12 protein-coding genes are annotated in these 16,982 nt (G+C 41.8%); 1 reads left to right on the top strand and 11 read right to left on the bottom strand.

Going from position 1 to position 16,982, the window contains the following annotated elements:
* Positions 1-104 precede the first annotated feature (104 nt).
* Genes AQPE_RS13200 through AQPE_RS13190 form a run of 3 tightly spaced genes read right to left on the bottom strand, consistent with a single transcriptional unit; the run spans position 105 to position 1,574 of the window.
* A complete protein-coding gene (locus tag AQPE_RS13200) occupies positions 105-548 on the bottom strand; it encodes a hypothetical protein (RefSeq protein WP_318346970.1) in 444 nt (147 codons plus the stop codon).
* A complete protein-coding gene (locus tag AQPE_RS13195; RefSeq protein ID WP_318346969.1) occupies positions 548-994 on the bottom strand; it encodes a helix-turn-helix transcriptional regulator in 447 nt (148 codons plus the stop codon). Before AQPE_RS13195 ends, AQPE_RS13200 begins: the two co-directional genes overlap by 1 nt.
* A 19-nt stretch (positions 995-1,013) precedes the next feature.
* Positions 1,014-1,574 (bottom strand): hypothetical protein, encoded by a 561-nt coding sequence (locus AQPE_RS13190; RefSeq protein WP_318346968.1) that lies wholly within the window; start codon positions 1,572-1,574, stop codon positions 1,014-1,016.
* Between the two features lie 206 nt (positions 1,575-1,780).
* Between AQPE_RS13190 and AQPE_RS13185 the strand changes: the two genes are divergently transcribed.
* A complete protein-coding gene (locus AQPE_RS13185) occupies positions 1,781-3,337 on the top strand; it encodes a DoxX family protein (RefSeq protein WP_318346967.1) in 1,557 nt (518 codons plus the stop codon).
* 115 nt (positions 3,338-3,452) lie between these two features.
* On the opposite strand, the gene AQPE_RS13180 is transcribed toward AQPE_RS13185, so the two are convergent.
* From AQPE_RS13180 to AQPE_RS13145, 8 genes are all read right to left on the bottom strand, one after another.
* Positions 3,453-4,154, bottom strand: a complete 702-nt coding sequence (locus AQPE_RS13180) for a hypothetical protein (protein ID WP_318346966.1) — start codon at positions 4,152-4,154, stop codon at positions 3,453-3,455.
* Between the two features lie 137 nt (positions 4,155-4,291).
* Complete coding sequence (locus tag AQPE_RS13175; RefSeq protein ID WP_318346965.1) at positions 4,292-6,496, bottom strand: beta-glucosidase; 2,205 nt, start codon at positions 6,494-6,496, stop codon at positions 4,292-4,294.
* 53 nt (positions 6,497-6,549) lie between these two features.
* Positions 6,550-8,994 (bottom strand): glycoside hydrolase family 2 TIM barrel-domain containing protein, encoded by a 2,445-nt coding sequence (locus AQPE_RS13170; RefSeq protein ID WP_318346964.1) that lies wholly within the window; start codon positions 8,992-8,994, stop codon positions 6,550-6,552.
* A 49-nt stretch (positions 8,995-9,043) separates the two neighbouring features.
* A complete protein-coding gene (locus AQPE_RS13165) occupies positions 9,044-10,237 on the bottom strand; it encodes a chorismate transformation enzyme, FkbO/Hyg5 family (protein ID WP_318346963.1) in 1,194 nt (397 codons plus the stop codon).
* 49 nt (positions 10,238-10,286) lie between these two features.
* The gene (locus AQPE_RS13160) at positions 10,287-11,873 is read right to left on the bottom strand and encodes a TolB family protein (RefSeq protein WP_318346962.1); all 1,587 of its coding nucleotides are present in this window, start codon (positions 11,871-11,873) and stop codon (positions 10,287-10,289) included.
* 6 nt (positions 11,874-11,879) lie between these two features.
* On the bottom strand, positions 11,880-13,637 hold the full coding sequence (locus tag AQPE_RS13155; protein ID WP_318346961.1) for a DUF6057 family protein: 1,758 nt from the start codon (positions 13,635-13,637) through the stop codon (positions 11,880-11,882).
* 161 nt (positions 13,638-13,798) lie between these two features.
* Positions 13,799-15,244 carry a TolB family protein gene (locus AQPE_RS13150; RefSeq protein ID WP_318346960.1) on the bottom strand — a complete coding sequence of 482 codons (1,446 nt, stop codon included), beginning with the start codon at positions 15,242-15,244 and terminating at the stop codon, positions 13,799-13,801.
* Positions 15,241-16,977: a DUF6057 family protein gene (locus tag AQPE_RS13145; protein ID WP_318346959.1), complete on the bottom strand. Its 1,737-nt coding sequence runs from the start codon at positions 16,975-16,977 to the stop codon at positions 15,241-15,243. Before AQPE_RS13145 ends, AQPE_RS13150 begins: the two co-directional genes overlap by 4 nt.
* Positions 16,978-16,982 lie beyond the last annotated feature (5 nt).

Raw genomic sequence — 16,982 nt, 5'->3', positions numbered from 1 at the left:
GAATTTTGGTTTATTTTTAAACATTCGGAAACGAAACGTAGCTAGTTGAGTCATGGAAACAAAAAAAGATCGAATAGAGCTCTTCAAATTACTTATATCCCTAATCAATGATCAAAGCTGAATGAGACATCTTCTTTTATCATTTCGGACACATTAACGGTAGGCAGAACATATTTATTGAAACAAGTATTTTCGGTTTTAGCATGCAATATTCCACGCGCGGTCCCGACTGTTATCATGGTCATGTGACTTAAAAAACCTTTGGGAACATTCAGTGCATTGGTTTCAGCCTTAAACATTTGATCCCAGGCTTCTTTCTCAATCATGAAATGGCAGCCAGCTTCTATAATAATAAAAGGTTTCTGATTAGAATCGAAGTTAAATGCTGTAAACACAGCGATCATATTTTTCGCATCGTCAGCTGCAAAACGCAGGTTGATCCCAACGCGAATATTTCCTTTCTCTTCAAATCCTTCTTCAATGATGGCGAATTGCTCTGTGGTCACTTTTTGAAGGGAAAAGCTAATGTTTGTTGGTTTGGTTTCCATCAGGCTCTTTTATCTAATTCTTGATATTCAAAAGAAGCATATACAGAATAATCACCCACATGCGAGGCAATTTTTTGAGCTTTATTTCTACTTAACCCAGATCCTGTATACTGCAGATCAACATCAAACTCCTGACTCACCTGAAATAAAGGAATTTCAATGAGAGAGATTCCTAATACTTTTTCAATTTTGCAGATGGTCTCCAGCGAAAAGTTTTCTTGCCCTTTTACAATTTTGTTGATGTACTGTGGCGAAACAAAAAGTATTTCGGCCAGTTTCTTTTGCGACATTCCATTCTTTTCCTTTTGTGCTCGAATCTCACGCAAAATTTTAATGGCGATTTTTGCTGATTTTTCGAGCCAATCGCGGTTCTCCTGATTCCATTTTGCTTTTTCAAGCCATGCAGAAGGCTCTTTAGTGATTAAATTTTTAAGTCTTTCGTTCATTTTTTGATTTGTTCCGAATTCAAAGTTCGAATAGTTCAACCATACCATCTTCATCAATAATACCCTGATTTTTCAGAAATAGTCTGACGGTTTCAATTTTTTGCAGCTCTTTTCTGGTATGATCGCGTTCTTCCATATTATCAGTGAGTTTAATAGTACCACCGGTTATCAAGTACATATCATCATCAACTTTTAATGCATAAATCCTTAGCCAACCTCTTTCCTTTAAACCATAAGCTTTTTTCTTTTCAAGGTAAAAAATGCGGTCAGGGGTTTTGTTCAGTGGTCGAAACAATTTTCTAAAGGCTTCAATCCTGTCATCATTCTTATTTTCTGAAAGTTTAATGAAATGCTGCCTAAGCTTTGATGCTTCTTCAACGGTTTTTAAAATTGCTTCTTCAATACTTACTCCCTTCCAAAAGGGTCTTTTCAAATCAGCTTCATTCAATGTAAAAAATTCTTCAAGATATTCGATATCGACCCATTCCTCAAATAGTCTGGCAAATTCATCATATAATTCTTGTTCAAAGCGAACAGAAAGTAGACAATCTTCGGGATCAAATATACGAACAATCTTCATTAAATCAACTTATAGGTTTATTTGTTAACATTTTTTTCAACATCTTCCATTAATAGTAATTATATTCGTATCAAAAATAAAGAATTAACTCAACAATATGATCAAAATAAAATATAAATTTCAGATTGGCAGATACTTCCGTGTATTTCTCAAAAAAGATTCTGAAATTAACAGTCGATTTTGAATCAACCTAACCAGATCAATTTATGAATACCACAAAACCTAAATTCTATTCCCATTTATTTGTTACCATTCTACGTGTAGCTATCGGATGGCATTTTATTTACGAAGGCCTATCCAAAATTCTTCAGGGCAACTGGACCGCTTCAAGCTATTTGCTGAATACCTCCGGATTTCTTTCCGGATTTTACCACGCTTTAGCCAGCTCGCCTGCCATTTTGAAAGTCACCGACATCCTGAATATGCATGGCCTTTTCTTCATCGGACTGGCGTTGTTTATCGGACTTTTCAGCCGCTTTGCCTCACTGGCTGGATCCTTGCTGCTGATCCTGTACTATTTTGCCTATCCACCGTTTGGGAATCCGCTAGTCAGCGCATCCGACGGGCATTTATTCATTGTTGATAAATTATTCATTGAAGCGGCTGCATTGCTGTTTCTTTTCTTCTATCAGGAGAAAGGCTACAGTATTGATACGCTTATCGAAATCCTCCGTGAGCGCAAGAAAACTCCTGTTCCTGAAACTGAAGAAATTTCTTCGCGCCGTGAAGTTCTGAAAAATCTGGCCACTCTTCCTGTATTGGGAGCAATGGGGTTTGGAGCTGTGAATAACTTTAAAACTTTTGGCGTTGATGTGATGTCGGGTGCCACGATTCAGGTGAAACAAACCGCACTGAACGAACTGAAAGGCGAACTTCCGAAGGGCAAAATTGGGAAACATGAGATCAGCCGGTTAATTGCCGGTGGAAACCTGATTGGCGGCTGGTCGCATGCACGCGACCTGATTTACGCCGATACGCTTTTCAAAGCTTACAATACCGAACAAAAAGTTTACGAAACACTGATGTTGGCCGAAAAAGCCGGGATCAATACCATCAATATCGGTTTCCCATCGAACCCGCTGCTGGCCAAATATAAAAAGATTACCGGGAGCAAAATCAAGGTGATTTCGCAAGTCGGGCCTAACCTGAACAATCAGAAACTGGCAGAAGTAGGGTCGAACACGGACAAAAAACTGTATTTCGAGAACATCGACAAAGCCATTGATTTTGGGGTTGACATTATTCAAATTCAGGGCAATTGGTGCGACTGGCTGGTGCGCGACAATAAGATTGAAGTGATTCACGAAATGATGGGACACATACGGCAGCAAGGCTACACGGCAGGACTGGCATCACATTCTATCGAATCGATGATTGCCTGCGCCGATCAGGGAATTATTCCGGATTATTACATGAAAACCATGCACCACGATCGATACTGGTCGGCTCACCCGCGCGAATACCGCTTCCCTTTTGAAGTTGACGGAACAAATTACCTCGACCACAACCGTTTCCACAACAACATGTTTTGCCTGTTTCCTGAACGAACTGTTGAATTTGTGAGCAAAGCCACAGTACCGATTATGGGGTTCAAGGTTCTGGCGGCCGGAGCGATTGAACCAAAAGACGGGTTCAAATGGGCTTTCGACAATGGCGCCGACTTTATTTGCGTCGGGATGTTCGATTTTCAGGTAGTAAGCAATGTAAATATTGCCATCGATTGCCTGAAAACTACAAATCGAACGAGGGAGTGGTTTGGATAGAACTCTTCGCAAAACTTGAATTAATACAGTATATTGAAAATAGCAAATTCAATTTACGGCATTAATCACATCTTATGAACACTATAATCTGTTTCGAAAAGTTTTTGCAATAAGGTTACAGCTTTTCCTTTCGGTTCAGGAAATAGCTGAAAGATAAAACCAGCGCAGAATCGAAATCTAATTCTTTATAATAAGAATAATTCGGGGAGGTAACTTCTGTGTGCTGCAATTTGGCCATAAGGTTTAATTTAAATCTCGAACCAGCCGAATATGAATAACCAAAAGCACCACCGTAATACGCCAGATCGTGTTTTCCAGTAGATTCATATAAACCACCACCTGGTGAGGTGGAATGCTCAAAATTTTTTAATGACCAAAAACCAAATTCACCTTCAATAAATGGTGTAAACTTCTTAGCACCAAAATACTTTCTGACAAAAAAGCCATATCCTTTACCCCGATCATAACCTTTATCTTCGTCTTTAAATGGCGAATAACTATAGTTATTCCTGATGTATTTTAAGTCAATTCCGACCAGAAAATTTCGAAAAACAGAATAACCAAACCTTGGCGAGAGTGAAAACCCAAAATTTCGGGTTCCCCATGAAAACTGATCATTTCCAGTGCTGTAATTTTTATTGTACACATCACGCGTTCCAACCGAAATTCCGAAACCATCAGGGAAAAGCATGGATTCGTATCGCCAATTGTTTCCTAATTTAATTCCACCTTCAGCCATAAAAGATCCTTTGGGTATCTGTGCTGATAGACTTATTGAAGCAATTAGAAGTAGTACAGTCAAAATTTTTGATTTCATGACAAATACGATTTAGTTTCTATAAATTTACTCAAATTATTCGTCTCATCCAGATATCAGTAATAATTATCTTAAACCAAAAGGGTTTCATCTCCTTTAAAGATGAAACCCTTATTCACTTTATATTTTTCTGAAATTTATTCTACCGTTACCGGAATCTGTTGCTTAATGTCGCGCGACGAAGTCCCGAGATTAATCACAAACTGACCGTGCTCTACCTTAAATTGCTTGGAAGTCTCGTCATAAAAGCCCCATTCGCTGACAGGCAATTCCAAGGTCACCACTTTGCTTTCGCCCGCTTTCAGGTCAACCTTACTGAAGCCTTTCAACTCTTTTGTTGGTCGCGGAACCGACGAAACTTTATCCTGAATATACGCCTGAATCACTTCAGCACCATCCAACTTTCCGGAGTTGGTTAGCGTGACCGAAAGTTTCACAACGTCATTCTTTGCGTATTTTGTTTTGTCAACCGACGCTTTGCCTATCTGAAATGTGGTGTAAGAAAGTCCGTATCCAAACGGAAATTGCGGTACAATATTTTTGGTATCGAACCAACGGTAGCCAACCAGAATATCTTCCTTGTAAACCTCTTTAATGCTGTCGCCCGGGAAGCAAAGCTTGTCGAACGAATGAGCGCCATAATCGTTTAGCTTCACGCCAAACGTAAACGGCAATTTTCCCGATGGATTGGTTTCGCCTGAAAGAACCGAGGCAATGGCATTACCCGATTCAGAACCCAGATACCAAGCCTGCACAATGGCTGGAACCTGATTCACCCAGGGCATGGATACCGCATTTCCACTGACAATAACTACCACCACTTTTTTATTGGTTCTAATCAGTTCGCCAATCAGTTTATTCTGTCCGAAGGGCAATTCATACGTTTTACGGTCGCCTCCTTCACAATCCTGAAAATGGTTTTTATTCAATCCACCCACATAAAGAATCAGGTCGGCATCATTAGCCATGCGTACAGCCTCATTCAGAAGTGTATCGGCATTCAGTTTCGACGGAATTTCGCGTCCGTAAGCCGATGGACCTGATGCATAACCCATCGCATAGTTCACTTCGCATTGCGAACCAAAAGCATTTTTGATTCCCTGAAGCGGTGAAATTTCGTATTGGGTTTTCAATTCCGAACTTCCGCCGCCAATGGTCATTTTACGCGTTGCATTTTCGCCAACTACCAGAATCTTCTTATACAACTTAGGGTTGACCGGCAAAACATTTTGATCATTCTTCAATAAAACAATTCCCTCTTTGGCAACGTCACTGGCAACTTTCGAATGTTCAGGAGTTACAAAACTTCCCCAAGGACGGTTCGGATTCATGCTAGTACGGAAAATCAAACGAAGCACACGACGCGCTTTATCGTTCAAAACTTCCATCGGAACATCGCCATTTTTTACAGCTTTCAGAAGCGGATTTGCTAAATGATAATAATCGTATGCATTTTTAACCGATGTCGTCAATCCATCAGTTCCCGTACCCATTTCAATGTCAAGTCCGTTCATAGCAGCCTGATGATCGTCGTGTGCACCGCCCCAGTCGGTAATTACAGCGCCATCAAATTCCCAGTCAGTTTTCAGAATCTTATTCAGCAACAAATCGTTGTGGCAGCAATGCTCACCACGAAATTTGTTGTACGAACCCATGATCGACCAGGCTTTCCCTTCCATTACAGCAGCCTTAAAAGCTGGCAGATAAATTTCGTAAAGTGCACGATCGCTCAACTCAACGTCAATGTGCCCACGCCAGTTTTCCTGATTATTCAAAGCAAAATGTTTGACGCAAGCAGCAACTCCACTTTTTTGTACGCCCTGAACATAAGGAACTACCATTTTCGAAGCCAGATACGGATCTTCGCCCATGTATTCGAAATTACGTCCGTTTAAAGGTGAACGGTAAATGTTTACTCCGGGACCGAGAATCACTTCCTTTTTACGGTAACGGGCTTCTTCGCCAATGGCTTTTCCGTAGCGAGCTGCCAGTTCAGGATTGAATGTTGATGCCAAACAAGTCAGCGCCGGAAAAGCCAGGCATGAGTCGTTGGTAAAATTAGCATAACCCCAGCTGTCCCATTCTATTTCGGCACGAACACCGTGTGGCCCATCGCTCATCCATATTTCAGGAATACCCAGACGGGCAACGCCTTTGCTGCTGAATTTCGACTGTGCATGACAAAGGGCTACCTTTTCTTCGGTAGTCATCAGCGACAATGCATTTTCAACCCGTTCTCCAACAGATTTGGAGGGATCGAGATAAACCGGAACAGGGTTTTGCGCCGATAGGATAAGCGTAGTCCTAAGCAGGATTACTAGCATAAAAAGATTTCGTATCATACTAATTCTATTTTTCAGATTTATATCTTGAAGTTTTCTGTTCAAGGAAAACCTTATTCTGATTTAATCAACTTTAGGTCTTTTACCAAACCGTCGCCTTTTGCGGTTATGCTGATGTCGCCTTTTTCGAAGCCAGAGCCTACAATGAGCATTGCCTTTCCGTAGAAAAGATTGACGTAATTGGCCTGAAAGGAATCGAACGATTGAGGATTGCCATTACCAACACCTGCAATTTTGCCTGGCCCACTGATTGACAGTTCGATTTTGTTGTCGGCCAACGGACAAATGTTTCCATCTTTGTCAACAGCTTCAACCAACACATACGACAAATCCATTCCATCGGCATGAATCGTTGAACGATCAGGAGTCAGCCGGATTTGATATGGCTCACCGGCAGTTTTCAAGGTCTCTTCGCCAATGACCACACCTTCTTTATACGCAACCGCTTTAAGTTCGCCAGGCTGGTAGGTCACATCATTCCACATCAGGCGGAAACGCTCAATGGATTTTAATGAAGTTGGATTTTTGCATCTCTTGCCCAACGACTTTCCATTCAGGAAAAGTTCGGCACAGTCTCCATTCGTGTACACAAATACCGGAACTTTATCAACTTTGCTACCATCCCAGTTCCAGTGAGGAAGAATGTGGAAGGTAGTTTCTTCAGGTTTCCAGTAGCTTTTGTACAGGAAATACCGGTCTTTTGGGATTCCGCACAAATCAACGATACCGAAGTACGAACTGCGCGAAGCTTCTTTGTCGGTCAACCCATGGCCTTTAGCGTAATCGTTTCCGTAAGGCGTTGGCTCTCCCAAATAGTCGAAGCCTGTCCAGACAAATTCGCCGGCAATGTATTCTTCATCTTGTTGCCACATAAAATCTTCGTCGGGCAAATCGGCCCATGCCGGAACGTTCAGATCGTATGAACTCACCTGTAACGAAGGTGTAAATTCGCTTCTTTTTTCCGGAAGAGGCAATTCGTAAAATCCACGGGTACTCACCGTTGAACCTGACTCGCTAACAATGACTGCTTTGTTGGGTTCCATCTGGCGGGCAAGACTGTAGCGACGACCGTAATTCCAACTGTGTACATCGTAAAAATCGAAATGGCGCAATGCCGCGCTGTTGGTATTATCGCACGCCATGGTAACCGGACGTGTTGGATCGAATTTGTGAATATAATTGATCATGGTTTGCATCCGATGGAACCCATTGTTCTGGTTATATTGAACATCGCCCATTTCGTTTCCAAAACTCCAGATAAAAATACACGGGTGGTTCCGGTCGCGCTCAACAAAATTCTGAATGTTTCGGTGAGCAAAATCCTCAAAATCGGTTGTTTCAGTAATGTCAGCTTTTTTGTCGTATTTATCGAAAGCTTCATCGAACACCAGAACTCCCATTTTGTCGCACAATTCCAATAATTCGGGGGCCGGCATATTGTGACTGGTACGAATGGCATTGCAACCCATCGACTTCATAATTTCAATCTGGCGTTCCATCGCCCGCGGATAAAAAGCGCCACCAAGCAATCCCTGATCGTGATGAAGGTTCACACCTTTTAGCTGAACACGTTTATCGTTCAGGTATAAACCGTTGTTAGGTGTGATCCGGATGGTGCGCACTCCGAACGAATTAACCGACGAATCAACCAATTTGTCGCCTTTGTAAATGTTGGTTTTCACCTGATACATCACTGGACTATTAATGTCCCAGCGTTGCGGATCAGTCAAGCCGATGCTGGTTTCAACTTCCTTGTTTGCTCCTGAAGCTATTTTAGCGGTAGCTTCTTTCCGGGCAATTTCAGTACCTTTCTGGTTCAAAATGATATTCTCAACTTTGATTTTATCTTCCGCATTTCCTGAATTATTTATTATGGTATTCATGATCCTGACTTCGGCAAAGTTTGATTTTACAATCGGAGTTGTAATCTGAGTTCCCCAAACGCCAACATGAATGGGATCGACCACCATCATCTGAATTTTCCGGTAAATGCCGGCTCCGGGATACCAGCGACTATCGTGATCTCGGGTATCGGCATGAATTGCCAATTGATTTTTACCACTGAAATTCACCAGTTTAGTCACATCGAGGTAAAACGAATTGTAACCGTAATCCCATTTGCCGGCCAACTGTCCGTTCAGGTAAACTTCAGGCTTCGACATTATTCCGTCAAAAATCAGGATGATGTTTTTGCCGGAATATGCTGCCGGAATTTCAAGACTTTTGCGATACCAGCCTTCGCCTTTCCATGGAAGTTTGCCGGTATTTCCATCGCCATCAATTACGGTTGGTTCGGCAATAGCCCAATCGTGCGGAATAGTAACATCCTGCCATTTCGAATCGTCGAATTTCGGCTGAGAGGCTTTATCGAAATTTCCTTTCGAAAATTTCCATCCAGTTTGCAACGTGGTTAGCTCTCTGGTTTGTCCGGTGGATGTCAGAAAAGAAAAAACGAGCAGAACGACAGCAATTTGCAAGGTAAAGGTTTTCGTTTTCATGGTGATATAGGTTTAGGTTACATTACAAGAAAAAAATTGTATTGTGCATTTAGCTAATCATCTCGGCTTCTATTTCAACCAGCAAATCGGCGCGACAAATATCAGCTTTTACAAAAGTCATAGGCACGGCTCCAAAATGGTTCTCGCAAATGACTTTGACCGTTGGAATATCTTCCTCGTTCTTCACATATACACGCACATAGGCGTACTTATCAGGAAAAACAGTGAGTTCAGGATAATGCGCTCTCAGATTTTTTTCGCTTACCAACTGTCCAATATTTTCAATAGTTACATAGGCTTGCTTTTCTACATCATTCAATCCAATGGTCTCTTGTCCAACAATGGATGCAGTTCCGGAAATAAATAATCTGGAACCGTTCCCGTTTGTCATCAGGCGGGCCCGTTCGAACTGTGGTGGTTGATTTTGCTTGCAGCTGAATTGTGGATCGCCTTTCAGCACATCCTGACCATATTTGTACGAATTAAGCTGTTTCGGATTACTGATTGCAACTGTAGTAACTTCACTATCGCTGGTTACCGCCATACACTCAATAGTTACTCCATTGAGGTTGGTACCAATGCCAGTTGCAGCCGGAAACCCTTGACCAGTGAGGTATTTCGAATAATACTCATTGCGAATTTCATTAAAAAGCTGGTAATTCTGCCTTTGCCGATTCTCAGTCTGATCAAAATCAAAAATTTGCTCAACGTAATTCCACTGTCTGAAAACCGAATTGAACCCGATTCCCAATTTTAGAAAGGCTTCCAGAAGAGAGGCAAAAGCATTGGCCGATTTTTCTCTGGTTGATTCGCCTTCTATTCCACTACCAACACCGGCAAACCAATATTCATTGTATCCCGAAGAATTGATCTTACTGTATCTGACTGTTCCGGCCATGCCATACTCAATCTGAATATCGGCGGAATTTACAAATCCGGCTTCAATCATCACCAACACGGGAGATTCAGGCGATTCGGCCACCACGCTGAAAGGAATACCAGTCGCATTTAAACGACTTTCGATCTGTTTTGAATAACTGAAATACTCATCCGGATTATTGGCTCCAACAAAAACCCGGGCAATAAACGCTTTTTGATTAGGATACGTATTCAGGAAAAGCTGAAACTCGTTGAAACAATCGGACCACTGTTCTTCGAAAGACCCGATGCATCCGGGTATAAAAATCTGATATTTAGGCTTTATCATTATTCCCTGTGTAACTTTTATTTTTCCTTCTCTCATCACAAAATTGATTTAAACCTACTTGTATTTTTAATTTCTGCAAATGATTTTATTGCAATTTTAGCGATTCTACCTGAACCCGCTTTTCACCTGAAACCAACTTTTCAATGATGTTCGGATCAACATCCACTTTCCCGCTGACAAATTCAGGAATATTGAATGAATAAAGCAGCCGGTCGTAAAATTCAGTATCCGATTGCGGCAACAGGAATGGTTTCCCGGCCTTACCATTTTCATCGAGGTAAGCGATAAAAGGACGCGTGTATAATCCATCCATCCGACGGCTACTGAACACAAACCAGCGCGAATTCGACGACCACGAATGGTAACTCTCGGTATTGTCGCTGTTCACTTCGTCGAGGCGATGGGTCTGTCCGGTTTTCAGGTCAAGCAAATACAAATCGGCTTCCTTGTGCCAGATCGAAAAATTTCCGTAATCAACCAAGGTAAACATGATGTATTTTCCATCGGGCGAAGGACGCGGAAAAGTAACGCTTTTATTCTGTGCCGTTGCATTGAATAAAGTATCAATCCGGTCGCCAAACGTGCCATTTTCAGGATTAAAAGCAATACTGCAAAGGTTATACCTGACTTCTTTATACTGCTCGGGCATTTTTTTATGAGCTGCCCGGCAAAAATAAAGCGTACGGCCATCAGCAGAAAACGACGGAAATGTCTCAAAAATACTGTCCTGCATCAGCAGGTTACAACTTATGGCCTGATTGTTTTTGATGTCGTAAACAACAACATCCGAAGCAGCATCGCCAACTTCAACCCGGGAGTCTTTTTCTTCGTGAAAAACCTGATGGGTGTTGTTAACCGAATAGGCGATATAATTACCCGATGGATGCCAGAACGGATAAACGAAATTCGAAATGGTTTTGTCGGTCTTCGTGTTCAAAACATTCATTTTTCCATCGGCAAGCAAAACCGTACCCCCTTTGGGGCCTCTGATATGCAAACTCATGTTTTTTGGATCAGACTGGCGAAACGAATGGCAATTCACACAACTTCCGGGAACCAGCGTATTTTCGACAATCGGACTTTGGTCGAAATTCGAAAGATTGCGTTGATAAATGCCCATTTTGCTGTAAACTTCGTATCCGGGAGCAATCAGGCGATACACCAAACCATAATCAATAGGCGTTTCGCTCACGTACAAACGAAAAGGAGCAAACTGCTTCCAGCGGTCGTGTTGCTTTACCGAAACAGTTACTTTCAGGCTGTCGCCTTTGCTGGCTTCCAACATTTTACTCCAATCACCAGCCGGAATACAGATTTCCTTGCTATCCTGAACATGAATAACCTGGTTATTCTTCCCCTCGAAAACTGCATCCATAGCCGAATACTCCTCCTGAAGTTTAAAATTTAAAGGGGCAATCGAGGCAGGAATTGTAACATCCACATAGTCGGGAAAAAGTTTTGGTTTTTCTTTGAGAACCGCTTCTGGATTTACTTTCCCTCCGCATCCTGATAAAACAAGGGTAAGCGACAAAAGAAGAAAGGCCAAAATCTCGTATAAATTACCCCTAAATCCACTAAAGGGGACTTGCCATACTGCAAATGATTTAGCCCCCTTTAGGGAGTTGGGGGTAAGAGATACCAACAGATATTTTTTGAATTGTATTTCACTCATAGCCGATTATTTTACGAAATAAAGATAATACCAGTACGTATCTGAAAACTCGTTTTTGCCAGAACCTGAATTCGGTTGTCCCGGCATTTTCTGAAATGCCTGAAACCGTTGCTTGATCAAATTACTTATCGGGTAGGGAATATCTTTAGTTGGATCATTATTCGTTTGGGTCCAGGCATAATACAGCGCCTCCTGATAACTTTTAGGGATGGCTCGATACTTCAGCGATTCGCTCAACGGGAAATATTGAAGAAAATGTTTCAGATCCTTGTTTAATAACGTGTAAGCCATTAAATACTCGAAAGCCATGCGGTTTTCAGGATTTTGCCTGAAAAGAACTCCTAACATCATGTCTTTTTCACCCTCGCTGAAAAGGAAGTCTTCCTGTGTCCGGCATTTGCGCAACCAGCCCCATTCCGGATGCTGTGCAATCAGTTTTTCATCTTTCATCGTTGCCATTGCCTTTGTCGCCCAGCCCTTGTAATAAAAAGTTTTCTGCAACAAACGCAAATACTTTCCGGCAACCTCATAATTGCCGTTTATAATGTTGGTTTCGGCCAGACGCATAACGGCACGCGAACTTTTTTGGTAATCGGGCAAAGCCTCCATGGCCTCGAAAGCAAAACGCTGAGCTGTATTTACAAACCCCAGATGATAATACACTTCACCGGCAATCAACGGAATGGTATAGTCGCGAACGAAATCGGGCATCAGTCCGCCAATACCATTCTGAAAATAGTTGAACATGCGTTCGCCAAGCATATCTTCCTTGGCCAAAGCCAGATTCAGGCAGGTTACCGATAGCGGTGTAGTCGGTGTCTTTTTCTCGGCCATAGCAATTACCCGATTCCATTTGCGCATCCGGCAGTTGAAATCGTAGGCCATAACTTCTTCCTTTCCCATATCAACTGAATGAGTGATCAAAAAAGAAGCTCCAAAAACCAGCACAATCAACTGACCGGCAATGAATATCTTCGAATGATCTCGTTTTATAATTCTTGAAAAGTAATAAAGTGCATATGGAATAACGACCAGTAAAAGGGCAACAATACCAACCGAAACCGGAACATTAACCGGAAATCGGAAATAATTGGCGCCAATCCATACCTGCCGAAGCGGATATTGCAGAAAAAATGACTTGCAAAGTGTTGGAATTGCATATGAAATCAAAGTTGATACCAATCCAAAAATTGACAAGTAAGTCACTTTCAGATTCCGGTTCACTGCTTCAAAAACTACTGCAAATAACGGGAGTAAAACAAAAGCACCGCCGGCCATCCAGAATAAAACCGGAATCGAAACCAACACAAAGCCCATCCGAATATTTACAGGCTTTATCAATAGAAAAGCCGAAACAAATCCCGACACAATCAACATAACGATTAAACCACCCAACAGGTAGTTTTCGTCGCAAAACAAGCTCCAATAAAGCAATGAAGGGATAAAAGTAATCGGAACGAAAACCGGCTTTGCACCAAATTGCTTTGAAATAAACCAAACGGCACGCTGAAGAACAACTAACAAAACTGCAATAGTCAAAGCTCCAACCCACGAATAAAAATAGAACTGGGTAAAGAAATTACCAATGTAATCGCTGATTCCACCGGGTTTGGCAAAGAAATTCAGGAAGTAATCGGATGAAAACAAAAACATTTGGTATTGTTCCTGATAATTCAGATGGAACGGGTACAAAAAGGCAAAAAACCAAAAGACAACAAGTCCAAAAATTAGCGAAAGCAGTTTATCAAGAGAAAAGTATTTCATCTTCAAAAATTAATTATTTAAAATATCAGCCCCCTCTAAATCTCCCCCGAAAGGGGAGACTTTGGGCAGAGTATATTCACAACGTGTTCTTTTCAAAGCAGATGACTTAACAATCCCACCTCTTTAAGCCCCCTCTTTTGGAGGGGGTTTGGGGGAGGCTTTTACTTTACCTGTTCAGCCTCCTGCTCCATGTAAACCTTTTCGACATCAGCCGCATCAAAAGGTACCGGAGAATCAGACAAATCAGGAATATTAAACGATTTCAACATGTAATCATAAATTTCAGGATCGCGTTGCGGCAAAACAAACGGTTTATAAGCTTTTCCTGAAGCATCAATATAGCAAAAATAAGGTTTACCGTAAATACCGTCATCGCGTTTGCTGGCAAAAACAAACCAACGACTATTCGATGACCAACTGTGGTATGAATCGGAATTCGGGCCATTTACGCCTCTCAGCTTATCGATTTCACCGGTTTGGAGGTTCATCATCTGCAAATCGGCCTCGCGGTGCCAAATCGGAAATGTTCCGTAATCGGCAACAGTATAAAGCAGGAACTTACCGTCGGGAGAAGCTTTCAAATGACAAACAGAACCACCCATTTTCTTTGCATTCCATAAGGTGTCTATTTTCGTTCCAATTTCGCCTTTTGCAGCGTCGAACCCAACCCGGTAAATGTTGTATTTCAACGATTTGATGCTATCGGGCAACGTCACTTTGGGCGCAGAGCAGAAGTAGATCCATTTTCCATCGGCAGAAAATACCGGAAACGTCTCGAAATTAGTGGTGTCTGACAGGAAAGGTTTAGTGAATGCCTTATCCGAATCCAAATCAATCACCACCAAATCGGAAGCCGTATCGTACACTTCAAGCCGATCGGTCCGGTTGGCATGCAATTCAGGAATAATGATGTTTGTCGAGAAAACAGCATATCTTCCGTTCGGATGAAAATCGCCATAAACAGCATTCGAAATCATGCCATTGGCACGGGTATTTAATTTTCGCAGCTTGCCATCTTTATTCAGGATCGTTCCTCCCTTTTCGCCCCGAAGGTGAAACATCGAAAGCTTTCCACTCTGATTGCCGTGGATGTGGCAATTCATACAATTGCCTTGCGTTAGGTTATTGTCGGCCAACACACGCTCATCAAAGGATTCGACATTGCGCTCCACAATTTGCAGTTTGTTCCAGACTTCGTAACCGGGTTCAATCAGACGGTAGCTCAGGTACGAATCAACCTCATCGCTTTTCACGTACCACTTAAACGACTTATATCGAATCCATTCACCATTCGAACGAGCCAAAACGCTTACAAGCAAGCTGTCATTCAGGCTGGATGCCAGTAAATTCTTCCAATGAGCGCCGGGGATTTCAATTTTTTGTTCTCCCTTTACTGTTATTGAATCTGATTTTCCTTTGATCGTTACGATTAGTTTTTCAGGTTTATTCCGTAACAGAAAATTGAGAGGAGCTATGTTTTGAGGAATGATAACATCAATATAATCAGGATAAACCGGTGGAAAATCCTTGCTAATCTTTACATTTTCGGGACCCCTGCACGAAAAAATTACCATTGCTACAAAGTACACAATCAAATATGCTCTCATTTCTTCTGAATTGTGGCAAAGTGATAATAAAACCAATACGATTTCGAGAATTGCTTATTCAATGCATTCATATCTCCTGAAGTCTTCTCGAAAATACGGGTGTATTCGGTAAACCTCGTAACAATTTCAGGATTGATTAAATACGATTGTGCCTCTTGCTGCGAGGCTTTGTCGGCAACCAACTGCACAAGCAAAGCTTCGGCATAAACTTTTGAAACCTGACGTTTCAATTTCAGGTAATATCGTTCGTAGTTTTCGCGAAACAACTTAACCTCTTTATTGAGCAACAGGTAACAAAGCAGGTAATCAACAGCTACAAGATTGTCGGGATGCTGCTCAACAAGGAATTGAAGCGATGACAGATAATCGTTCGATTTTCGCAACAGATCAGCATCAGAAACCTGACTTCGTTTGCCGGCAAGCCATTTATTTGTTTCAGCAGATTGAATCGTCCTCACCTGGCTTTCAGCCCATTTCCGGTGAAAAAGAGTTTTAGAAAGAATCCGCAGGTATTTGATAGCCGCCGCCGAATCACCTGTCACCAGATTAATTTCGGCCAAACGCCGCATCATTCGCGAACTCCGCTGATATGGCGAGAAAGTATTTCCAAGCATGGCCGAATGCTGAGCCATATTCATATCGCCAATCAGGAAAAAAACTTCGTTACTGACAAATATCGATTGCCAGTTTTCTTCAGGTGTCACCTGAGGAATAAGTCCCGGCGAAAATGGCTGGTAGAAATCGAGCAGATATTCGGGTAAAACTCCTTTTTCGGCCAAAGCTATATTTGTAAAATAAGTCGCCTGCTTATTTTTTAAATCGAATTTTTTTGAGAGTTCGATGACCCGATCAGGGTTTCCAAAATAGGTTTCGCCATCGAGCGAAAGTATCTTTTCGAGATTAAAATCGGCTTTGTTTAATATTCCAACAGAAAGCACAAATGCCAAAACGGTAACGATTCCAAAACTAATTAATTGGGAGTGAGCCGCTTCAATTTTTTTCAGGAAAAAGGAGCTTATAACCGAAAACAAGAGTGCTACTTGTAAAAGTAGACTTTGCTTACTGAAGGCAGGAAAAATAACTGCCTGAACTGGAGTAAGCAAATAATGTTGCCTCAAAATTAGCGGGATAGCGAATGCTACGGACAGGACAAATATCCATTTCATCCAGTGAACCCGATGATTGTTAATATCGTAAGCCAAAATCAAAAATGGGAAAATGAGAAATGAACTGCCCAAAAGCCAATAACCAGTCAAGGAAAATATTGTCAGAATTGCATATGAAATCCACACTTCGGAAAGAGCAGCATAGATTAAAAACATACACAAAACAAGGATAAAACCGACGGAAACCGACACGCCGTGTAACGTGTTGCAATGGAGAACCCAGTCGGCCGAAGGCGGGAGCAAAGACCACAACCCCGCTTTTGTGCTTGAAGTAATGCGTTTAAGGACTGCCGCAGTAAGCACCCATTCGAAGCAAAAAAGGGAAGCCAATATTGCAGCACCACCGCCACGCAGATAAAAAAACTGAGTTAGGAAATCGCCAAAATATGCGGCCAGCCAGGCCGGCTTTTTAAAGTAGGATAGAAAATAATTGGGAGTGTACAAAAACAATTGGATCTGCTCTTTGAAGAACAAATGATAAGGGTAAAAGAATTGAAAAAACACAAAACTCAGCCCCACAAGCCCAACCGGCAAAATCCAATCATATTTTTCGAAATACCCCTTCATTCAAT

Origin of the sequence: Aquipluma nitroreducens (genome assembly GCF_009689585.1) — a bacterium.
Classification (GTDB): Bacteria; Bacteroidota; Bacteroidia; order Bacteroidales; family Prolixibacteraceae; genus Aquipluma; species Aquipluma nitroreducens.
This window is presented reverse-complemented; position numbering and strand designations above follow the sequence as displayed.